The organism is Dactylosporangium sp. CS-047395 (assembly GCF_050942185.1).
Lineage (GTDB): Bacteria > Actinomycetota > Actinomycetes > Mycobacteriales > Micromonosporaceae > Dactylosporangium.
Window position 1 is genome coordinate 5,606,424 of record NZ_CP192015.1, and the last position, 20,569, is coordinate 5,626,992.

18 protein-coding genes are annotated in these 20,569 nt (G+C 70.9%); 16 read left to right on the forward strand and 2 right to left on the reverse strand.

The window, feature by feature from the left end; translation table 11 throughout:
• Positions 1-187 precede the first annotated feature (187 nt).
• The 10 genes from ACQP00_RS26445 to ACQP00_RS26490 all read left to right on the forward strand — a co-directional run bounded on the left by ACQP00_RS26445 (position 188) and on the right by ACQP00_RS26490 (position 11,980).
• Positions 188-1,207: a LacI family DNA-binding transcriptional regulator gene (locus tag ACQP00_RS26445; protein ID WP_433223554.1), complete on the forward strand. Its 1,020-nt coding sequence runs from the start codon at positions 188-190 to the stop codon at positions 1,205-1,207.
• A 140-nt stretch (positions 1,208-1,347) separates the two neighbouring features.
• Positions 1,348-2,997, forward strand: a complete 1,650-nt coding sequence (locus tag ACQP00_RS26450) for an ABC transporter substrate-binding protein (RefSeq protein ID WP_433223993.1) — start codon at positions 1,348-1,350, stop codon at positions 2,995-2,997.
• Between the two features lie 104 nt (positions 2,998-3,101).
• On the forward strand, positions 3,102-4,229 hold the full coding sequence (locus ACQP00_RS26455) for an ABC transporter ATP-binding protein (RefSeq protein ID WP_433223556.1): 1,128 nt from the start codon (positions 3,102-3,104) through the stop codon (positions 4,227-4,229).
• Positions 4,226-5,206, forward strand: coding sequence for an ABC transporter permease (locus ACQP00_RS26460; RefSeq protein ID WP_433223558.1), 981 nt, complete (start codon positions 4,226-4,228; stop codon positions 5,204-5,206). Before ACQP00_RS26455 ends, ACQP00_RS26460 begins: the two co-directional genes overlap by 4 nt.
• 1 nt (position 5,207) lies before the next feature.
• A complete protein-coding gene (locus tag ACQP00_RS26465; RefSeq protein WP_433223560.1) occupies positions 5,208-6,248 on the forward strand; it encodes an ABC transporter permease in 1,041 nt (346 codons plus the stop codon).
• Positions 6,245-7,258 (forward strand): ABC transporter ATP-binding protein, encoded by a 1,014-nt coding sequence (locus ACQP00_RS26470; RefSeq protein ID WP_433223562.1) that lies wholly within the window; start codon positions 6,245-6,247, stop codon positions 7,256-7,258. The genes ACQP00_RS26465 and ACQP00_RS26470 overlap by 4 nt, the downstream gene beginning before the upstream one ends.
• Positions 7,259-7,305: 47 nt before the next feature.
• On the forward strand, positions 7,306-8,700 hold the full coding sequence (locus ACQP00_RS26475; RefSeq protein WP_433223564.1) for a GH1 family beta-glucosidase: 1,395 nt from the start codon (positions 7,306-7,308) through the stop codon (positions 8,698-8,700).
• 39 nt (positions 8,701-8,739) lie between these two features.
• On the forward strand, positions 8,740-9,930 hold the full coding sequence (gene dinB, locus ACQP00_RS26480; protein WP_433223566.1) for a DNA polymerase IV: 1,191 nt from the start codon (positions 8,740-8,742) through the stop codon (positions 9,928-9,930).
• A 10-nt stretch (positions 9,931-9,940) separates the two neighbouring features.
• Positions 9,941-11,272, forward strand: a complete 1,332-nt coding sequence (locus tag ACQP00_RS26485; RefSeq protein WP_433223568.1) for a TrkH family potassium uptake protein — start codon at positions 9,941-9,943, stop codon at positions 11,270-11,272.
• 24 nt (positions 11,273-11,296) lie between these two features.
• A complete protein-coding gene (locus ACQP00_RS26490; RefSeq protein ID WP_433223570.1) occupies positions 11,297-11,980 on the forward strand; it encodes a potassium channel family protein in 684 nt (227 codons plus the stop codon).
• 233 nt (positions 11,981-12,213) lie between these two features.
• Here the strand turns inward: ACQP00_RS26490 and ACQP00_RS26495 are convergent, their stop codons facing one another.
• Positions 12,214-12,639, reverse strand: coding sequence for a hypothetical protein (locus tag ACQP00_RS26495; RefSeq protein WP_433223572.1), 426 nt, complete (start codon positions 12,637-12,639; stop codon positions 12,214-12,216).
• 60 nt (positions 12,640-12,699) lie between these two features.
• Positions 12,700-14,070, reverse strand: coding sequence for a KamA family radical SAM protein (locus ACQP00_RS26500; RefSeq protein ID WP_433223995.1), 1,371 nt, complete (start codon positions 14,068-14,070; stop codon positions 12,700-12,702).
• A 232-nt stretch (positions 14,071-14,302) separates the two neighbouring features.
• Here ACQP00_RS26500 and ACQP00_RS26505 point away from each other — a divergent pair, with 232 nt between their 5' ends.
• The 6 genes from ACQP00_RS26505 to ACQP00_RS26530 all read left to right on the forward strand — a co-directional run bounded on the left by ACQP00_RS26505 (position 14,303) and on the right by ACQP00_RS26530 (position 20,564).
• Positions 14,303-16,525 carry a nitrate- and nitrite sensing domain-containing protein gene (locus ACQP00_RS26505; RefSeq protein ID WP_433223574.1) on the forward strand — a complete coding sequence of 741 codons (2,223 nt, stop codon included), beginning with the start codon at positions 14,303-14,305 and terminating at the stop codon, positions 16,523-16,525.
• Positions 16,522-16,932, forward strand: coding sequence for a roadblock/LC7 domain-containing protein (locus ACQP00_RS26510; RefSeq protein ID WP_433223576.1), 411 nt, complete (start codon positions 16,522-16,524; stop codon positions 16,930-16,932). The genes ACQP00_RS26505 and ACQP00_RS26510 overlap by 4 nt, the downstream gene beginning before the upstream one ends.
• Positions 16,929-17,429 (forward strand): DUF742 domain-containing protein, encoded by a 501-nt coding sequence (locus tag ACQP00_RS26515; RefSeq protein ID WP_433223578.1) that lies wholly within the window; start codon positions 16,929-16,931, stop codon positions 17,427-17,429. The genes ACQP00_RS26510 and ACQP00_RS26515 overlap by 4 nt, the downstream gene beginning before the upstream one ends.
• Entirely contained in the window at positions 17,410-17,985 is a 576-nt protein-coding gene (locus ACQP00_RS26520) for a GTP-binding protein (RefSeq protein WP_433223580.1), read from the forward strand. Before ACQP00_RS26515 ends, ACQP00_RS26520 begins: the two co-directional genes overlap by 20 nt.
• 66 nt (positions 17,986-18,051) lie before the next feature.
• The gene (locus ACQP00_RS26525) at positions 18,052-19,077 is read left to right on the forward strand and encodes an L-erythro-3,5-diaminohexanoate dehydrogenase (protein ID WP_433223582.1); all 1,026 of its coding nucleotides are present in this window, start codon (positions 18,052-18,054) and stop codon (positions 19,075-19,077) included.
• Positions 19,074-20,564 (forward strand): amidohydrolase, encoded by a 1,491-nt coding sequence (locus tag ACQP00_RS26530; protein ID WP_433223584.1) that lies wholly within the window; start codon positions 19,074-19,076, stop codon positions 20,562-20,564. Before ACQP00_RS26525 ends, ACQP00_RS26530 begins: the two co-directional genes overlap by 4 nt.
• Positions 20,565-20,569: the final 5 nt, after the last annotated feature.

The window sequence follows — 20,569 nt, forward strand, 5'->3', positions numbered from 1 at the left end:
CGACGGTGATCCCGAGCAAACACCATGGACAGCCCGTTGGCAAGGGTTGCCAGGACGTTAAGTTTCGTTACCACCGTGTTATTGACACCACAGTCCGCGATCGGATTTAGTGTGCCGGAACCGGTTGCGGAACCGGTTCCAGAACACGCTCTCTTGCCAGAAAGCGCTCTCACCGGAAGGATGCGGCGTGCCGATCACCATCGCCGATGTGGCGGCCCGGGCGGGGGTCAGCAAGACCACCGTCTCCCGGGTGCTCAACGGCAAAGGCGAGGTCGACGAGGCGACCGCGGCACGGGTACGCACGGTGATCGACGAGCTGGGCTACGTGCCCAGTGCGCGGGCGGTGAATCTGGCCCGGGGGCACACCCGGGTCATCGGCATGCTGGTGCCGTCGCTGACCTGGCCCTGGATGGGCGAGGTCGTGCAGGGCGCGGTGGACGTCGTGGAGTCGGAGGGGTACGGGTTGCTGCTGTTCACGTGCAACCGCGGCGCCGAGTCCATGCGCCAGTTCTCCGCCCAGGTCTCCGGCAAGTCCTTCGACGGGCTCCTCGCGATCGAGCCCGAGGGCACCCTGGACTACCTCGCCGACCTCTACGCCGGCGGGCTGCCGGTGGTGCTCATCGACGACCGCGGCGACAAGCCGCTCATGCCGTCGGTGGCCACCACCAACCGGGCCGGCGGCTCCCTCGCGGCCCGGCACCTGGTGGAGATCGGCCGGCGCCGCCCGCTGGTGATAACCGGCTCGGAGAAGTTCGGCTGCACGCAGGACCGCCTCGGCGGCTTCGCCGACGTGTTCGCGGCGGCCGGCGCGCCCATCGACCCCCGCCTCGTCATCGAGGGGGACTTCACCTACGAGTGCGGCATCCTGTCGGTCCAGCGGGCCCTCGCCGAGGGCATCGAGTTCGACGCCGTGTTCGCCCACAACGACCTGTCGGCCTCCGGCGCCCTCCAGGCGCTGCGGCTGGCGGGCAAGTCCGTCCCGCAGGACGTCGCCCTCGTCGGGTTCGACGACATCCTGCACGCGGCGCACACCGAGCCGCCGCTGACCACCGTCCGCCAGCCCATGCGCCAGATGGGCGAGATGGCGGCCCGCCGGCTCATCGCGCATTTCGACGGCACGCCGTTGACGGCCGAGCCGAACATCCTGTCCACCACGCTCGTCGTGCGCGGTTCCACCGTCACGGCGCAGCCCGAGCGCACCACCTGACGCCTCACGCACCACGGGCGGCGCCACCGAACGTCCGGCGCCGTCGTCATACCGCAGAAAAGTTCCTGTCCGCCCCACCTGTCGATCCAGGTACCAAAGGAGACACCCCCGTGTTGACCAGACGCTCCGTACTGCTCGGCATGGCCGGTCTGCTGGCCACGTCGAGCCTGGCCGCGTGCGGCTCTTCGCCGAACGAGAACAAGGGCGACGGCGCCAAGACCACGGTCCTGACCGTCGGTATGCCCAACGGCCCGCTGACCGAGAACGAGAACCCGTTCCTGACCACCTCGGCCGGGGCCAAGGACGGCTACCGCTGGGTGCTGTACGAGCCGCTGATGATGTGGAACCCGGTCAAGCCGGCCGACCCCATGAAGCCGTGGCTCGCCACCAAGGCGGAGTGGAACAAGGACTACACCTCGGTCAAGCTCAACATCCGCGACAACGCCACCTGGTCCGACGGCGAGAAGCTCACCGCCAACGACGTCGTCTACACCTACAAGCTGGTGCGCGACAACGAGGCCCTGAACTCCGGCGGTGTGCCGATCACCGACGCCACCGCGACCGGCTCGGACGTGACCATCACGTTCAAGTCCTCGCAGTACGTCAGCCAGCAGAAGGCGATCGCCCAGATCCCGATCGTGCCCGAGCACATCTGGTCGAAGGTCGCGGACCCGAAGACCGAGGCGAACAAGAACCCGATCGGCTCCGGCCCGTACACGCTGAAGTCCTTCACCCCGCAGACCACGACCCTCACGGTCCGCGACAAGGGCTACTGGCAGACGCTGCCGCAGGTCAAGGAGCTGCGGTACACGTCGTACAACGACAACAACGCGCAGACCACGGCGCTGGCCAACGGCGAGTGCGAGTGGAGCTTCGTCTTCATCCCCAACGTGAAGACGGTCTTCATCGACAAGGACGCGGCCAGCCACAAGATCTGGGCGCCGCCGGTGCTCGGTATCCACGGCCTGTACATCAACACCACCAAGGCGCCGTTCAACGACGCCAAGCTGCGCCAGGCCATGGGCATGGTCATCAACCGCGACGACATCTTCACCACCGCCGAGGCCGGCTACTTCCACCCGCTCGTCAAGAGCGTGACGGGCCTGCCCTCGCCGGCCGGTGACGCGTTCATCTCCGACGAGTACAAGGGCAAGGACTACAAGGTCGACGTCGAGGGCGCCAAGACGCTGCTCACCGGCGCCGGCTACAAGCTGGACGGCACCACCCTGAAGGACCCGTCGGGCAAGCCGGTCACGCTGACCCTGACCGACCCGGCCGGTTGGTCGGACTACCAGACGTCGCTGGAGATCGTGAAGGCGAACCTGGCCCAGATCGGCATCGCGGCCACGGTCGACAAGGCCAACCAGGACGCGTGGTTCAAGAACGTCGAGGCCGGTGACTTCGACGCGACGTTCCGCTGGACCGACGGCGGCTCGACCCCGTACGACATCTACCGCACGGTGATGGACGGCGACCAGCTCAAGCCGATCGGCACCGCGTCCCCGGCCGCGAACTTCGGCCGCTTCGACAACAAGGACGCCACGGCCGCCCTGCGCGCCTACGCCTCCGCCACCGACGACGCGGCCCGCAAGACCGCGCTCGCCACGCTGCAGAAGATCTTCGTCGAGCAGGCCCCGATGATCCCGGTCGGTGCCGACAACGTGGGTGCGGCCTACAGCGCCAAGAACTGGACGGGCTGGCCGGACGACGCCAACCCGTACGGTGCCGCGCAGCCGACCCAGGCCAACGCGCTGGACGTGATCCTGCACCTCAAGCCGGCCGGCTCCTGACGACCGGATCGTACTGACACCGCTCCCCGGGTGGCGCGATACTGGCCACCCGGGGAGCGGTACCCCGTGACGACACCGACACCCCCAAGACAGGACCATTCGGCATGACGTTGAGCGAAAGCCCGGCGGCGCCGGTCGGCGAGGTGGTGCTGGAGGCCGAGGGCCTGACCAAGCATTTCCCCGTCCGGCGGAAGCTGAGCGACATCTTCACCGGCAAGCGGGCGGTCGTCCACGCCGTGGACGACGTGTCCCTCACCCTGCGCCGCGGCAGGGTCACCGCACTGGTCGGCGAGTCCGGCTCCGGCAAGTCCACGGTCGCCCGGCTGTTCGCGCAGCTGTACCCGCGCACCGGCGGCGACCTGCGTCTGCACGGCGAGACCACCCGGGTGGGCGGCGGGCGCCGGTTCCGCGAATACGTCAGCCGGGTCCAGCTCATCTTCCAGGACCCGTTCGGCTCGCTCAACCCGGTGCACACGGTGCGCTACCACCTGACCCGGGCCCTGAAGATCCACGGCAACGCCGGGCGGACCTCCGAGGAGCTCGAGGCGGCCCTGGCCAACCTGCTCACCCGGGTCGCGCTGACCCCGCCCGAGCGCTACATCGACAAGTTCCCGCACGAGCTGTCCGGTGGCCAGCGCCAGCGCGTGGCGATCGCCCGCGCCCTGGGCGCCGACCCGGAGGCCCTGCTCGCCGACGAGCCGGTGTCGATGCTGGACGTGTCGATCCGCCTCGGCATCCTCAACCTGCTGCGCGACCTCAAGGAGCGCCTCAACCTCGCGATCCTGTACATCACGCACGACATCGCCTCGGCGCGGTACTTCGCCGACGAGACGATGGTGATGTACGCCGGGCGGATGGTCGAGGGCGGCGACAGCGAGTCGGTCACGCAGAACCCCGCGCACCCGTACACCCGGCTGCTCATCGAGTCGGCGCCGGACCCGGACCGCATCGCGGGCATCGCCGACGCGACCGCGAAGGACCGGGGCAACGGCGAGCCGCCGAGCCTGATCCGGCCCCCGCAGGGCTGCCGGTTCCACCCGCGCTGCCCGCACGCCATGAAGCGCTGCACCGTGGACCTGCCGCCGCGCCTCGAGGTCGGCGGCGAGCCCGGGCACTGGGCCGCCTGCTGGCTGTACGACGCCGACACCGTCGCCAAGGAGGGCGTCGGCTCGGTCGCCGATCCGTCGATCCCCACGCCGCCGGCCCTGCACGCGCCGGAGGAGGCATCATGAAGTTCCTGCTGCAACGCCTCGCCTTCTACCTGTTCACGGCCTGGGCCGCGATCACCATCAACTTCTTCATCCCGCGGATGATCCCCGGCGACCCGATCAGCTCGTTCCTGGCCCGCAACCAGGGCGCGGTGTCGTCGGACTCGATCCACTCGCTGGAGGTGCTGTTCGGGCTCGACAAGCAGCAGAGCCTGTGGCAGCAGTACCTCGACTACTGGGGCCAGCTGTTCCACGGCGACCTCGGGCTGTCCTTCACGTTCTTCCCGTCCACGGTCAGCGAGGTCATCTCCTCCAGCCTGCCGTGGACGATCGGCCTGGTCGGCATCACCACGATCCTGAGCTTCATGATCGGCACGACGCTGGGCATCGGCGCGGGCTGGCGGCGCGGCACCTGGATCGACGGGCTGCTGCCGGCGACCACGTTCCTGTCCTCCATCCCGTACTTCTGGCTCGGGCTGGTCTTCATCGCCCTGTTCACCGGCAACGGCAGCTACTTCCCGTCCTCCGGCGGCTACACGCCGGGCCTGGTGCCGTACTGGGACTCGACCTTCATCGGCTCGGCGATCAACCACAGCGTCCTGCCGGCGTGCACGATCCTGCTGTCGTCGATGAGCGGCTGGATCCTCGGCATGCGCAACATGATGGTGACGGTGTCCGCCGAGGACTACATCACCGTCGCGCACGCCAAGGGCCTCTCCGAGCGGCGGGTCGCGTTCAGCTACGCCGCCCGCAACGCGCTGCTGCCCAACATCTCGGCGTTCGCGCTGTCGCTGGGCTTCATCGTCGGCGGCACCCTGCTGGTGGAGATCGTGTTCTCCTACCCGGGCGTGGGCTTCCAGCTCTTCCAGGCGGTCGGGGCGCACGACTACCCGCTGATGCAGGGCATCTTCCTGGTCATCACGATCTCGGTGCTGGTGGCGAACCTGTTCGCCGACGTGGCGTACACGCTGCTCGACCCGCGCACCCGAAAGGCCGGCTGACATGACCGTCACGCCCTCCAGCATCGAGCAGGTCATCCCCGGCCAGGGCGCGATGGCCCAGCCGGACCCGGCGGTGGCCAAGAAGGCCAAGCGCAAGCGGTTCCGGTTCATCGCCAACGGCAAGGCCGCGACCGGCCTGGTCATCCTCGCGATCTACGTGCTGTTCGCGATCATCGGCCCGTGGGTCGCCCCGTACGACCCGGACGCGATCACCAAGGACGCGATCCAGGCGCCGTCGGCCCAGCACTGGTTCGGCACCACGCACCTCGGCCAGGACATCTTCAGCCAGATCCTGGCCGGCACCCGCAGCGTCGTGTTCGTCGGCGCGGTCGCCGGGATCGTCGCCACAGTCCTGTCGATCCTCGTCGGCGTCACCGCCGGCTACCTGGGCGGCGTCGCCGACGAGATCCTCTCGGTGCTGTCCAACGTGTTCCTGGTCATCCCCGGCCTGCTGCTGGTCATCATCATCTGCACGTCGCTGCCCCGGGTGAACGACCTGACGGTGGCCCTGGTGATCGGCCTGACCAGCTGGTCGTGGGGGTCACGGGTGCTCAGAGCCCAGACGCTGTCGCTGCGCCGGCGGGACTACGTCGACGCGGCCCGGGCCACCGGCGAGAAGACCTGGCGGATCATCTTCTTCGAGATCATGCCGAACCTGACCGCGATCATCGCGTCGGGCTTCGTCGGCACCGTCATCTTCGCGGTGCTCTCGGAGATCACGCTGGCCTTCATCGGGATCTCCTCGGTGTCGTCGTGGAACTGGGGCACCATCCTGTTCTGGGCCCAGGGGCAGCAGGCCCTCGCCCAGGGCGCCTGGTGGTGGTTCGTCCCGGCCGGCCTCGCCATCGCCATCCTCGGCACCGCGCTGAGCCTGGTGAACTTCGGCATCGACGAGTTCGTCAGCCCGCGGCTGCGCACCTCCGGCGCCGGCAACACCAAGGGCCCGGACGGGCGCAAGGTGCGGATGAAGGTCGGCTTCACGCCCGTGACGCGCCCGGTCGAGCCGGCGGCGAAGATCGAGATGGACGGTACCGCGCGATGACCCAGGTCCTGACCCGGCCCCTGCTGGAGATCAAGAACCTCAACGTCGACTACGGCCTCGGCGACGACGCGGTGCACGCGGTCCGCGAGGTCAACCTGACGATCCACCGCGGCGAGGTCGTCGGCCTCGCCGGGGAGAGCGGCAGCGGCAAGTCGACCCTCGCCTACGGCGTGACCCGGCTGCTGCCCCCGCCCGGGGTGGTGTCCGGCGGGCAGGTCACCTACCACCCGCCGACCGGCGAGCCGTACGACGTGCTGAGCCTGTCCGACGCCGAACTGCGCAAGTTCCGCTGGGCCGAGACGTCGATCGTGTTCCAGGGCGCGATGAACTCGCTCAACCCGGTGCACAAGATCGACGTACAGATGATGGACGCGATCAAGGCGCACGAGCCGGGCCTGTCGAAGGCGGCGCGGCTGGACCGGGCCAAGGAGATGCTCCGGCTCGTCGGGATCGCCGAGGACCGCCTCGACGCCTACCCGCACCAGCTCTCCGGCGGCATGCGCCAGCGCGTCATGATCGGCATGGCGCTGGCCCTGCAGCCGCAGCTGGTCATCATGGACGAGCCGACGACCGCCCTGGACGTCGTCATGCAGCGGCAGATCCTCGGCCAGCTCGTCGAGCTGCGCGAGCGGCTCGGCTTCTCGGTGCTGTTCATCACCCACGACCTGTCGCTGCTGGTGGAGTTCAGCGACCGGATCGCGATCATGTACGGCGGCCGGATCGTCGAGGAGGCGCCGTCCGCCGACATCTACCGGGAGCCGCTGCACCCGTACAGCAGCGGCCTGCTGCGCTCGTTCCCGGCCCTGCGCGGCGAGCGGCGCGAGCTGTCGGGCATCCCCGGCTCCCCGCCGGACCTGCGCGGCATGCCGTCGGGCTGCTCGTTCCACCCGCGCTGCCCGAAGCGATTCGAGCCGTGCGACACCGTGCTGCCGATCCTGGGCAAGCCCGACGACCACGTCGGGCGGGCCCGCACGGTCGCCTGTCACCTGCACCCGGTCACCGCCGGCTAGCCGCAGCAGGCCTCCGACACACAACCGCTGAACATCCCAGGAGAACCATGGACACGACCGTGACACCCCTCGATCGCAGCAACCCGATCGCCACGCTTCCACCCTCGTTCCGCTGGGGTGTGGCGACCTCGGCCTACCAGATCGAGGGCGCGGTCGACGAGGGAGGACGCACCCGGTCCATCTGGGACACGTTCTGCGACGTGCCCGACGCGATCGACAAGGGCGACACCGGTGAGGTCGCCTGCGACCACTACCACCGCATGCCGCAGGACGTGGCGCTGATCCGCGACCTCGGCGTCGACCTGTACCGCTTCTCCGTGGCCTGGCCGCGCGTGCAGCCGCGCGGCCGGGGCCCGGTGAACCCGGAGGGCATCGGCTTCTACGACCGGCTCACCGACGAACTGCTGGCCAACGGCGTCGAGCCGTGGCTGACGCTGTACCACTGGGACCTGCCGCAGGAGCTCGAGGACGCCGGCGGCTGGCCGAACCGGGACACCGCGTACCGGTTCGCCGACTACAGCATGCTCGTCTTCGAGGCGCTGCAGGACCGGATCACCACCTGGACGACGCTGAACGAGCCGTGGTGCTCGGCGATGCTCGGGTACGCCTACGGCGCCCACGCCCCCGGCCGGCGCGACTTCGCGGCGAGCATGTCGGCGGTACACCATCTGCTGCTCGGTCATGGCCTGGCCACCCAGCGCATGCGCGAGGCGTCGGACGGACGGCACACCTTCGGCATCACCCTGAACATGGGCGTGCCGACCCCGCAGACCGACTCCGAGGCCGACCGCGACGCCGCCCGCCGCTCCGACGCGCTGTCCACCCGGATCTACCTCGACCCGCTGGTGCACGGCCGCTACCCGGCCGACCTCGTCGACGACCTCGCGAAGCAGCACATCGAGCTGCCGGTGCGGGACGGCGACCTCGAGGTCATCAAGACGCCGCTGGACGTGCTCGGCGTCAACTACTACTTCTCCGAGACGGTCTCCGGCGTCGACGAGGACGGCAACACCACCGACGCGGCCGGGCTGCCGGTCAGCCGGGTCATCCCGACCGGCCGGCCGATCACGGCCATGGGCTGGGAGATCGTCCCCGAGGGCTTCACCCAGCTGCTGGTGCGCCTCTACACCGACTACCGGCTGCCGATCTACGTGACCGAGAACGGCGCGGCCTTCGACGACGTGCCCGACGAGACCGGCTACGTCGATGACGCCGACCGGGTCGCCTACTTCGACTCGCACATCGGCGCCGTGGCCCTGGCCCGCCAGCAGGGCGCCGACATCCGGGGCTACTTCGCGTGGTCGCTGATGGACAACTTCGAGTGGGCGTACGGCTACGACAAGCGCTTCGGCATCGTGCGCGTCGACTACGACACCCAGGAGCGCACCCCGAAGCGCTCCGCGCACTGGTACCGCGACACGATCCGGGCCCTGCGCGCGTAAGTTCTTCCTGGTGGCCCCGTCCTGTGCGAACATATGTTCGTGTCGGACGGGGCTTCCATCTTGCACGCTGACCTCGACGCGTTCTACGCCTCGGTGGAGCAGCGCGACGACCCCCGCCTGCGCGGCCGGCCGGTGATCGTCGGCGGCGGCGTGGTCCTGGCCTGCAGCTACGAGGCGAAGCGGCGCGGGGTGCGCACGGCGATGGGCGGGCGGCAGGCGCGGGCGCTGTGCCCGGAGGCGATCGTCGTCCCGCCGCGGATGCGCGCGTACTCCGAGGCGTCCAAGGCCGTGTTCGCGGTCTTCCGGGACACCACGCCGATGGTCGAGGGGCTCTCGATCGACGAGGCGTTCCTCGACGTCGCCGGGCTGTTCCGGATCGCCGGGGCGCCGCTGGGCATCGCCGAGCGGCTGCGGGCCCGGGTCAAGGCCGAGGTCGGCCTGGCCATCACCGTCGGCGTGGCGCGGACCAAGTTCCTGGCCAAGGTCGCCTCCGGGGTCGCGAAACCCGACGGGCTGCTGCTGGTACCGCCGGACGGGGAACTGCAGTTCCTGCACCGCCTGCCCGTCGAGCGGCTGTGGGGCGTCGGCACCGTCACCGCCGCGAAGCTGCACGCCCACCGCGTCTCCACCGTCGGGCAGGTGGCCAGGCTCGGCGAGGCCACGCTGATCTCGATGCTCGGCGAGGGCCAGGGCCGCCACCTGCACGCCCTGGCCCACAACCGCGACCCGCGGCCGGTGGTCGTCGGGCAGCGGCGGCGCTCGATCGGGGCGCAGCGGGCCCTCGGCCGCGGCCCGCACCCGCTGCCGTTCCAGCAGGCGGTCCTCTCCGAGCTCACCGACCGGGTGACCCGCCGGATGCGGGCGGCCGGCCGGTCCGGGCGCACGGTGGTGCTGCGGCTGCGCTTCGCCGACTTCACCCGGGTCACCCGCTCGCACACGATGCCGCGGGCGACGTCGCACACGCAGACGATCCTGGATGCGGTCCTGCGGCTGCACACCGCCGCGGTCTCCGACATCGTCAACCGGGGCCTGACGCTGGTGGGACTGGCGGTCACCAACCTCGACGGGGAGGGGACCGCGCAGCTGGAGCTGCCGTTCGACGTGACCTCCGGCGACGGCCTGGACACGGCGATGGACAAGGTGCGCGACCGGTTCGGCTCGGCCGCCCTGATGCGCGCGTCGCTGATCGGACGGCGGCAAGGTCCGACAGTACCGTTGCTGCCCGACTAAGATCCTCCGCATGCTCCGGGCCCTGCGGCATCCCACGCGGCTGCTGCCGTCCGCGTTCGTGGCGGCGCTGCTGGTCGGGACCGGCCTGCTGCTGCTGCCCGCCGCGCGCACCGCCGGTGAGTCCGCGCCGCCGCTGACCGCCCTGTTCACCGCCGCGTCGTCGGTGTTCATCACCGGCATGAGCACCGTGGACACCGCGACGTACTGGTCGCCGCTGGGCCAGGGGATCATCCTCGCGCTGGTGCAGATCGGCGGCTTCGGGATCATGACGTTCGCGACGGTGCTGGGCCTGATGGTCTCGCGCCGGCTCGCGCTGCAGACCCGGCTCGTCGCCCAGGCCGAGACCCGGGCGATCAACCTCGGCGAGGTCCGCAACCTGCTGCTGCGGGTGCTGGCCATGATGGTCGGCTTCGAGCTGCTCATCGCGGTCGTGCTGACCGTGCGGTTCCGCATCGCCTACGACGAATCCCTGGCCACCGCGGCCTGGCACGGGGTGTTCCACGCCGTCAGCGCCTTCAACAACGCCGGCACCACCCTGTTCTCCGACAGCTTCGTGCGCTTCGTCGGCGACCCGTGGATCTGCGGCACGGTCGCCGTCGCCGTCGTCCTCGGCGGTCTGGGTTTCCCTGTCGTACTGGAGCTCTACCGCGAATGGCGCACCCCCCGCCTGTGGTCGATCCACACCCGGCTCACGGTGTGGGGCACGGCGCTGCTGCTCGTGGCCGCCATCGTGACCGTCACCGCCCTGGAGTGGTCGAACCCGGCGACGCTGGGCCCGCTGAACTGGCGCGAGACGCTCGTCGGCGGCGTGTTCGCCGGCGTGAACCCGCGCACCGCCGGGTTCAACAGCATCGACTACGCCGCGGTACGCCCGGAGACCCTCGCCTTCACCGACGTGCTGATGTTCATCGGCGGCGGCAGCGCGGGCACCTCCGGCGGCATCAAGGTGACGACGTTCTTCCTGCTCGCGTACGTCATCTGGGCCGAGGTCCGCGGCGAGGACGACGTGAACATCGCCTCCCGCCGGGTCTCCCCGCACACCCTGCGCCAGGCGGTGACGGTCGCCCTGCTGGGCGTGGCGGCGGTCGCGGCCGGGACGATGGTGCTGCTGCTCGTCACGGACCTGCCGTTCGACCGGGTGCTGTTCGAGGCGACGGCGGCGTTCTCCACCGCCGGCCTGTCGACCGGCATCACGGCGTCGCTGCCGCCGGTGGGCCAGGTGGTCCTCGTCGTGCTGATGTTCGTCGGCCGCGTCGGTACCATCACGGTGGCCTCGGCCCTGGCGCTGCGGCACCGCAAGCTGCGCTTCCGCCGCCCCGAGGAACGCCCGATCATCGGCTGACCGCCCTCTGCCTTTGGAGTTGCTGTGGGAAAGAAGGACGCCTCGGCGCGGGGGGTCGTCGTCATCGGCCTGGGCCGCTTCGGCGGGCAGGTCGCCGAGTCGCTGACCGAACTCGGCCACGAGGTGCTCGGCATCGACGAGAACGCCGAGATCGTGCAGAAGCTCGCCGACACGCTGACCCACGTCGTGGAGGCGGACTCCACCGACGAGGAGGCGCTGCGCCAGATCGGCGTGGCCGAGTTCAACCGGGCCGTGGTCGGCATCGGCACCGACATCGAGGCCAGCGTGCTGACCGTGCTGGCGCTGACAGAGCTGGGCGTCGAGGAGATCTGGGCCAAGGCGATCTCGGTGAAGCACGCCCGCATCCTGGAGCGGGTCGGCGCCCGGCACGTGGTCCTGCCGGAGGCCGACATGGGCGCGCGGGTGGCGCACCTGGTGACGGGGAAACTGCTGGACTTCATCGAGCTCGACGACGGGTACGCGATCGCCAAGGTCTGCCCGCCCGACGAGTTCGCGGGTTCGACGCTGGCGCAGCTGGGGTTGCGCAGCCGGCACGGGATCACGGTGGTCGCGGTGAAACGCCCGGGCACCGAGGCGGAGACGGCGGTGCCGGAGACGGTGATCGGCTCCGGCGACATGCTGATCGTCTCGGGCCCCACGGAAAAGGTCGAACGCCTGGGCGAGCAGGGCGGCTTCGCCCGCTCCTGACCCCCGCGCCCCGACGCGCCGATCCCACTGTCCTAGGACGCCGTAGAGGCGGTGCCGAGCCAGTCCTTGACCGGGTCCGAGGCCATATCCTAGCGTCCTAGGACGCCTTAGAGGACGTGGCTACGCCACGTCAGGAAAAACGAACTTCCTAGCCGCTGCGCGGCTGACTTAGGTTTTTGGGTTCCGGCCCGTCGGCATCCCACGGTCCGAGGGTTCGGGGATTCGGCCCGCAGCTATGAGGGACTGGCGCTGGGGGCGGCGGATCGGCGCACCTGGGCCTGGCAGGCGACGACGGCGTCGAGGTGCCAGCCCAGCGCCTTGTCGGAGCGCAGGAAGGTGAGCACGGCGACCGTCTGCGCCTTGCGGTCGAAGCCGATGTCGATCCGGTCGGCGCTGTCGAACACCCGGTGCTTGCCGGCCACGAGCTCGGGATTGCGGGCGTTCGCCCAGGCGTCGGCGAGCTGGTCGGGGGAGCGGGTCTCCTGGCTGGTCGGTGCGGCGGTGGCCCGGGCGCCGGCGATCTCGGTGCCGCGGGCGCAGTGCAGCTGGGCGGCCGGGTCGAACTGGGTTCCCCGGTCGCCGGCCCAGTTGACGTACGAGATCAGCGCCGCAGCGGCGATGGCGATGCCGAGCAGGCGGAGGAAGTTGCGGCGGCGCACGTACTCAGGGTGCGCTCTCCGGCTGCGCTCGGTGCCCGTTTTGCGCCATCGCGCGCGGGGTCAGGCGGCGTGTTCTTTGCGCCACCAGTCGGCGCCGGTCTTGGGGAGGGTGTCGATCGGGTCGTAGTAGGGGTAGGTGCGGTCGAGTTGGGTGGCGTCGTCCTCGATGCTGGTGCGGTAGTTCTTGGTCCAGTAGCTGATGCCGCGTTCGCGGTCGTATTCGGTGACCATGTGGACCCAGCGTTTGCCGACGTACGGGACGTCGCAGACGATGCGTGGGGTGGCGTAGCCGGGCAGGTAGCCCATGATGTCGTGCTGGAGTTGCTGGGCCTGCCAGACGGCGACGCGCCAGTGTTCGGCGTTGGGGATCATGTCGCACATGTAGAAGTAGTACGGGAGGATGCCGGCTTCTCCTTGCAGGGCGAAGCAGAGGTCGAGCAGGTCGGGTGCGGTGGCGTTGACGCCGCGCAGGAGGACGCCCTGGTTGCGTACGTCGCGGACGCCGACTTCGAGGGCGGTGTGGGCGGCTTTGGCGACGAGTGGGGTGAGGGACTGGGCGTGGTTGACGTGGGTGTGGATGGCGAGGTTGACGCCGCGGCGGGCGGCGGTGCGGGCGACGCGTTCGAGGCCTTCGACGACGGTGGGTTGCAGCCAGTGCTGGGGGAGTCCGGCGAGGGCTTTGGTGGCGAGGCGGATGTCGCGGATGGTGTCGATGCCGAGCAGTGCCATGAGGAAGGTCTCGAGTTGGTGCCAGGGCAGGTTGGCGACGTCGCCGCCGGAGACGACGACGTCGCGGACGCCGGGGTGGGTGCGCAGGTAGTCGAGGATGGCGGTGTGGCGGTCGGCGGGTTTGCTGGCGAGTTTGAGTTTGGTGACGGTGGGGGTGTTGTTGCCGACGAGGTCCATGCGGGTGCAGTGGCCGCAGTACTGCGGGCAGGTGGGCAGGAGTTCGGCGAGGACTTTGGTGGGGTAGCGGTGGGTGAGTCCTTCGGCGACCCACATGTCGTGTTCGTGGAGGGAGTCGCGGGTGGCGTAGGGGTGTGAGGGGAAGTCGGGGCGGCGGTCGGTGGCGATGGGGAGCATGTAGGCGCGGATGGGGTCGGCGCGCAGGGTGTCGTCGGTGGGGGTGGCGCCGGGGACCATGGTGTTGATCATCTGGGGTGGGATGAGCATGGACATGGTGGCGTGGTGGGCCTGGTCTTCGGTGAGGTCGGCGTAGAAGGCGTCGGTGACGGTGGGGCCGAGGACGGCGCGCAGCTGGGGGATGGTCTTGACGCAGTGGGCGCGTTGCCATTGGGCGCTTTCCCACTGGTCGCGGGTGACGTCGTGCCAGCCGGGGTAGCGGCGCCAGTCGGGTTCGTGGAGGGCGTGGCGCTGGTAGACGTATGGCTGCACGGCTGCGCTCCTCAAGGTTTTGTGTCCTGAGGGCAGATTATCGGGAAATTATCCGGCAGGCGATCCCCTGGCCGGAAGGTTTCTCGGGGCGGTCCGGAAAGACCAAAAAGTGCTGTTTGTCGTGTACAAGCCGGTGAGCAGGCAAAACTCGCCCGAACGCCCGACGTCGATCGGGATCTTGGTGCATACGGTGGCTGAGCTGGGCGGCAACCTGCCCGCAACCGTTCTGCACCCTGTCCCGTGCTCCACTGCCTGCCGCTGAGGAACGATGAAGAGTCGCTGGTCCGTCCGCGCCAAGATCACCGCGATGATGACCGTGCCGCTGGTCATGCTCGTGGCGCTGTGGCTGTTCGCGGTGAGTATCACGCTGCCGTCCGCGCTGGATCTGCGCGGCGCGTCGACGATCGCCGACCGGGTCGGGGAGCCGGCCGAGACGATGGTGACGGCGCTGCAGTCGGAGCGGCAGCTGACCGGTGCCTTCCTCGCGTCGGGCCGCAAGAGCGGGCAGGCGCTGATGGTGGAGGCGCGGCAGAAGACCGACCTGGCGGTGGCGAACTTCCAGCGGCAGTCGTCCAGCGGCCCGGCCCAGGACGCGGCGTCCGACGAGCTGAAGGTCGCGCTGGAGACGACGATGAAGGCGCTGACGAGCCTGGCGCCGATCCGGGCGGCCGCGGACGGCGGCGGCGAGCCCGACGACGCCCGCAACGGCATCAGCCTGATCGTCAACACGACGTACGGGGTGTTCGAGGCGGCGTCGAACCACTCCGACGCCGGCGTGGCGGCCGAGGCCCGCGGGGTGTTCGTCCTGTCGATGGTGCGTGAGCTGCTGTCGGAGGAGGACGCGCTGGTCGGGGACTTCACGACCGAGGGCGACTACACCGTCGAGGACTACGCGCAGATGGTGACGCTGGTCGGGCAGGCGCGGCTGCTGCTGCCGTACGCGGCGACGCAGCTGCGGGCCGAGCAGCAGGCGCAGTATCAGCAGCAGCTGGGCGGTACACCCGCGTTGAAGGCGTTGCAGGATCTGGAGAACCGGCTGATCGGCACGACGCCCGGCACGACGTCGGGGATCGAGCTGGGGCAGTGGCGGGCGGCGTTCGACCCGGTGAACACGGCGCTGGCGAAGTTCCGTTCCGACGTGCAGAAGCTCAATGTGCGGCACGCGTCGGACGCGTCGGACCGGATCGTGTGGCAGCTGGTCGGGGCCGGGTTCGTGGGTCTGCTGGCGGTGGCGGCGTCGGTGCTGCTGTCGGTGCGGATCGGCCGGTCGGTGGCGCGGCGCCTCGACGGTCTGGCGCGGGCGGCCCGGGACCTGGCCGAGACGCGGCTGCCGTCGGTGGTGGCCCGGCTGCGGCAGGGTGACCAGGTGGATGTGGCGGCGGAGGCGCCGCCGTTGCGGCTCGGCGTCGACGAGATCGGGCAGGTGGCGGAGGCGTTCAACTCGGTGCGGCGGACTGCGGTCGCGTCGGCGGTGGAGGAGGCGTCGGTCCGGCAGGGCATGAACGAGGTGTTCCTGAACATCGCCCGCCGTTCGCAGACGCTGCTGCACCGGCAGTTGTCGCTGCTGGACGGCATGGAGCGGCGTACGCACGAGCCGGACGACCTGGCGGATCTGTTCCGGGTCGACCATCTCGCGACCCGGATGCGCCGCCACGCGGAGGACCTGGTGATCCTGGCCGGGTCGACGCCGGGCCGGGGGTGGCGCAACCCGGTGCCGGTGATCGACGTGGTGCGGGGTGCGGTGTCGGAGGTCGAGGACTACGCGCGGGTGCAGGTCGTGGCGATCGGCGACGGTGCGGTGACGGGCCGGGCCGTCGGTGACGTGATCCATCTGCTGGCGGAGTTGCTGGAGAACGCCACGTCGTACTCCCCGCCGCACACGAAGGTGCAGGTCACCGGGCAGGCGGTGCCGAACGGGTTCGTGGTGGAGATCGAGGACCGCGGGCTGGGGATGAGCGCGGAGGCGCTGGAGGTCGCGAACCGGCGGCTGGCCGAGCCGCCGGTGTTCGACCCGGGCAACAGTGCGCAGCTGGGGTTGTTCGTGGTCGCGCAGCTGGCGGCCCGGCACCGGGTGCGGGTGGTGCTGCGGGCGTCGCCGTACGGGGGTGTGACGGCGGTCGTGCTGCTGCCCGCGGATCTGGTGGTGGCGGCGCCGGAGCTGCCGGCGCCCGTGTTGGAACTGCCGGCGAAGCGGGAACCGGAACCAAGGCCGGAGCCAAGGCCGGAGCCGGTGCCGTTGCGGCCGGCGGAGCGTCCCAAGGCGGAGCTTCCCAAGGTGGAGGAGCCGCGGACCACGACGCCGGGCGGTCTGCCGAAGCGGGTCCGGCAGCGGTCCCTGGCGCCGCAGTTGCAGCAGGACGAGACGGTGGTCATGGAGGCGCCGGCGGGTCGTTCGCCGGATGAGCTGCGCCGGATGATGACGTCGTTCCAGGCCGGTACGGCCCGCGGCCGTCACGAGGCCCGCGCCGACGAGGACGGGGACGAGCGGTGAGCGGCGCGGGCGGCAACAGTGCCCTGGCGTGGCTGCTGGACGATCTGGTGGGGCGGGTGCCGTCGGTGCAGCGCACGGTGGTGCTGTCCGTGGACGGGCTGCTGCTGGGTGCGTCGGCGGGGCTGTCGCAGGAGGACGCGGAGCATCTGTCGGCGGTCGCGGCCGGGTTCCAGTCGCTGGCGCGTGGGGCGGGCCGGCATTTCGGGGGCGGCGCGGTACGGCAGACGATCATCGAGATGGATGAGGCGTTCCTGTTCGTGACGGCGGCGGGGCGGGGTGCGTGCCTGGCCGTGCTCGCGGCGGCGGACGCGGACATCGGGCTGATCGCGTACGAGATGGCGATGCTCGTGCAGCGGGTCGGGGCGAACCTGACGGCGGCGGCGCGGCCGGCGGAGGACGGGACATGACCGAGCCTGGCCGCCACGCCTGGCAGGACGGCCTTCAGGACGGCCGGCAGGACGGCCGGCAGGACGCTCCGGGCGGCTCGTACCGGTGGCCGGAGCCGCCGCGGGAGGACCTGCACCCGCCGGAGGGGCCGTGGGCGGAGTACACGTGGGCGGACCGGGACGCGGGCCCGGTCGTGCGGCCGTACGCGATGACGGGCGGTCGGGTCGTGCCGGCGTCGGACAAGTTCGACGTGGTCGCGATGGTCGTCGCCGTCGCGGGTGGTGCGGGCGGATGGGGGTTGCAGCCGGAGCACCGGGCGATCCTCGCCGCGTGCCGGGAGCCCCTCGCGGTGGCGGAGCTGGCCTCGCATCTGGATCTGGCCCTCGGGGTGGTCCGGGTGCTGCTGGGGGACCTGCTGGGGCAGGGGCTGATCGAGCTGTACGAGCCGCAGGGCACCGGCGGGCTGCCGAGCGCGAGTGTGTTGAAGGCGGTGATCCATGGACTCCGGGCGCTCTGAGCTGCCGCGGGTGCCGACGGCGGTGAAGATTCTCGTCGCCGGCGGGTTCGGGGCCGGCAAGACGACCCTGGTCGGGGCGGTGAGTGAGATCCGGCCGTTGACGACGGAGGAGTCGCTGACGTCGGCGGGGGTCGGCACCGATGATGTGACGGGGGTGGAGCGCAAGTCGACGACGACGGTCGCGATGGACTTCGGCCGGATCACGATCGGGCCGGAGGTGGTGCTGTATCTGTTCGGGACGCCGGGGCAGGACCGGTTCTGGTTCCTGTGGGACGAGCTGGCGCTGGGGGCGATCGGGGCGGTGGTGCTCGCGGACACGCGGCGGCTGGCGGACTGTTTCCCGTCGATCGACTATTTCGAGCGGCGCAACACGCCGTTCGTGGTGGCGGTGAACTGTTTCGACGATGCGGTGACGTATTCGGAGGCGGAGGTGCGGGAGGCCCTGGACCTGGATGGTCTTGTGCCGCTGTTGTTGTGTGACGCGCGGGATCGGGAGTCGTCGAAGGCGGTGCTGATCGGCCTGGTGGAACATGTCCTCACCCTGACCCGGTCTTGAAAGATATCCTGTCATCGCGTTACTGTGCCGGAAAATCTTCGGTCAACGGTGGGGTGGTGCGGGAAAATGAGCTCTTCGATCGGGTTGCATCGGGTGCTGGCCCCGGCCGGGGTGCTGCCGCAGGCGGCGCAGCGGCTCGACGCGTCACCGGCGATCGGGGCCGACGAGGTGCGGGTGCGGGTCGAGCGGCTGAACCTCGACGCCGCCTCGTACCGGCAGCTGTCCGACGCGCACGGCGGTGACGGAGCGGCGATCCGGGCCGCGGTGCTGCAGATCGTGGCGGCGCGGGGGAAGATGCACAACCCGGTCACCGGCTCGGGTGGCATGCTCATCGGCACCGTCGACGCGGCCGGCCCGGACTCGCCCCTGGGCCTCAACCCCGGCGACCGGATCGCGACCCTGGTGTCGCTGACCCTGACGCCCCTGGCCATCACCGACGGGCTGCGGGACTGGGACGGGCTGAGCGAGCAGGTGCCGTGCGAGGGTCACGCGATTCTGTTCGCCCGGTCGATCGCCGCGGTGCTGCCCGGCGACCTCGCCCCCGAGCTGGCCCTCGCGGTGCTCGACGTCTGCGGCGCACCCGCACTGGTCAAGCGCCATATTTCGGCTGATGTCCGAAAAGTGGCCGTGTTGGGTGCCGCCGGCAAGTCCGGCAGCCTCGCCCTGGCCGCGGCGAAAGGGAGACACACCGTCGCCGTCGTCCGCGACGAACGAGAACGCGCACAAATCGCCGCAAGCGGTCTCGCGACGGACGTGGTCGTCGCCGACGCCAGAGACGCCGTCGGCCTCAGCGAAGCGATCGGTGACCCGGCCGACCTGACGGTGGTGTGCGTCGACGTCCCCGGCTGCGAACACGCCGCCATCCTGGCGACCCGGCCCGGCGGTACCGTCATCTTCTTCTCCATGGCCACCTCGTTCCCGGCCGCCGCCCTCGGCGCCGAAGGCCTCGCCGCCGATGTGACCATGCTCATCGGCAACGGCTACGTCCCCGGCCACGCCGAGTACGCCATCGGCCTGCTGCGATCCGAACCCGCCGTCCGGGCCATCTTCGAAGCGCGCCTCGCACCCCGGTTGGCAGACTGGGCGGCATGAGAACCCTGTACCGCGGTGGCCGCGTCCACACCCCGGCCGACCCCTCCGCCACCGCGCTGCTCACCGACGGCGACCGCATCGCCTGGCTCGGGCCCGACGCCGACGCCCCGACCGGCGCCGACCGGGTCGTCGACCTCGCCGGGGCGCTGCTCACCCCGGCGTTCGTCGACGCGCACGTGCACACCACCGCGACCGGCATCACCCTGCAGGGCCTCGACCTCACCGCCACCCGCTCCGCGACCGACGTCCTCGACGCCGTCGCCGCCCACGCCGCCACGCTCCCGCCCGACGCGGTCGTCATCGGCCACGGCTGGGACGAGTCCGGGTGGGCCGAGCAGACGACGCCGAGCAGCGCCGAGCTCGACCGGGCCGGCGGCGGCCGCGCCGTCTACCTGTCCCGGACCTGCGTGCACGCCGCGCTCGTCTCGTCGAAGCTGCTGACCGGCGGGGTGCGCGGTGACGGGCGGGGGTGGCTGACCCGCGACGACCACCACACCGCCCGCGCCGCCGCCTACGGGTCGATCACCGCCGCGCAGATCCACGCCGCGCAGCAGGCGACCCTGCGCCACGCCGCGTCGCTGGGCATCGCCGCCATCCACGAATGCGGCGGGCCCGGCACGTCCGGCGAGGACGACTTCACCGCCGCCCTCGCCCACGGGCCGCAGTTCCCGAAGGTGTACGGCCTGTGGGGCGAAGCCGGCGCCGCCGCGAAAGCGCGGGAGCTGGGGGCGCGGGGCGCGGCCGGGGACCTGTACGCCGACGGGGCGCTGGGTGCCCGCACCGCGCACCTGTCCCACGACTACCTCGACGACCACGGCTCCGCCGGGCACGGCTACCTCAGCGCCGAACAGATCGGCGAACATCTCGTCGGCTGCGTCGAGCACGGTATGCAGGGCGGGTTCCACGCCATCGGCGACGCCGCCATCGGCACCGTCCTGGCCGGGTTCGGGCACGCCGCCCGGGCCGTCGGCGTCGAACGGCTGCGGGCCGGGCGGCACCGCATCGAACACGCCGAGCTGCTGGACAAGGCGGCGATCGCGAAGTTCGTCGAGTACGGCATCGTCGCCTCGATCCAGCCGGCGTTCGACCGGCGGTGGGGCGGCGAGCACGGCATGTACGCGCAGCGGCTCGGCCCGCAACGGGCGCTGTCGGCGAACCCGATCGGGTCCATGGCCGGCGTCGGGGTGCTGCTCGCGTTCGGCTCCGACAGCCCCGTCACCCCCCTCGATCCGTGGGGGTCGTGCCGGGCGGCGATGCGCCACCACAACCCGGTGCAGCGGATCGGGCCGAAGGCCGCGTTCGCCGCGCACACCCGCGGCGGCTGGCGGGCCGTCGGCGACGACGACGAGGGCGTCCTCAACCCCGGCGGGACCGCGACGTTCACCGTCTGGGACACCACCGCCACCCTCACCGCCGTGCTGACCGGCGACGACACCCCGGCCGCCCGGACCACCGTCCTGGCCGGCACCGACATCTGGACCCTGTGACGTGA

Excerpts from the sequence above, each read along its gene's own strand:
- ACQP00_RS26450 (WP_433223993.1), top strand. The coding sequence starts at position 1,348 with ATGGCCGGTCTGCTGGCCACGTCGAGCCTGGCCGCGTGCGGCTCTTCG.
- ACQP00_RS26455 (WP_433223556.1), top strand. The coding sequence starts at position 3,102 with ATGACGTTGAGCGAAAGCCCGGCGGCGCCGGTCGGCGAGGTGGTGCTG.
- ACQP00_RS26460 (WP_433223558.1), top strand. The coding sequence starts at position 4,226 with ATGAAGTTCCTGCTGCAACGCCTCGCCTTCTACCTGTTCACGGCCTGG.
- ACQP00_RS26465 (WP_433223560.1), top strand. The coding sequence starts at position 5,208 with ATGACCGTCACGCCCTCCAGCATCGAGCAGGTCATCCCCGGCCAGGGC.
- ACQP00_RS26470 (WP_433223562.1), top strand. The coding sequence starts at position 6,245 with ATGACCCAGGTCCTGACCCGGCCCCTGCTGGAGATCAAGAACCTCAAC.
- ACQP00_RS26475 (WP_433223564.1), top strand. The coding sequence starts at position 7,306 with ATGGACACGACCGTGACACCCCTCGATCGCAGCAACCCGATCGCCACG.
- ACQP00_RS26485 (WP_433223568.1), top strand. The coding sequence starts at position 9,941 with ATGCTCCGGGCCCTGCGGCATCCCACGCGGCTGCTGCCGTCCGCGTTC.
- ACQP00_RS26505 (WP_433223574.1), top strand. The coding sequence starts at position 14,303 with ATGAAGAGTCGCTGGTCCGTCCGCGCCAAGATCACCGCGATGATGACC.
- ACQP00_RS26515 (WP_433223578.1), top strand. The coding sequence starts at position 16,929 with ATGACCGAGCCTGGCCGCCACGCCTGGCAGGACGGCCTTCAGGACGGC.
- ACQP00_RS26520 (WP_433223580.1), top strand. The coding sequence starts at position 17,410 with ATGGACTCCGGGCGCTCTGAGCTGCCGCGGGTGCCGACGGCGGTGAAG.
- ACQP00_RS26525 (WP_433223582.1), top strand. The coding sequence starts at position 18,052 with ATGAGCTCTTCGATCGGGTTGCATCGGGTGCTGGCCCCGGCCGGGGTG.
- ACQP00_RS26530 (WP_433223584.1), top strand. The coding sequence starts at position 19,074 with ATGAGAACCCTGTACCGCGGTGGCCGCGTCCACACCCCGGCCGACCCC.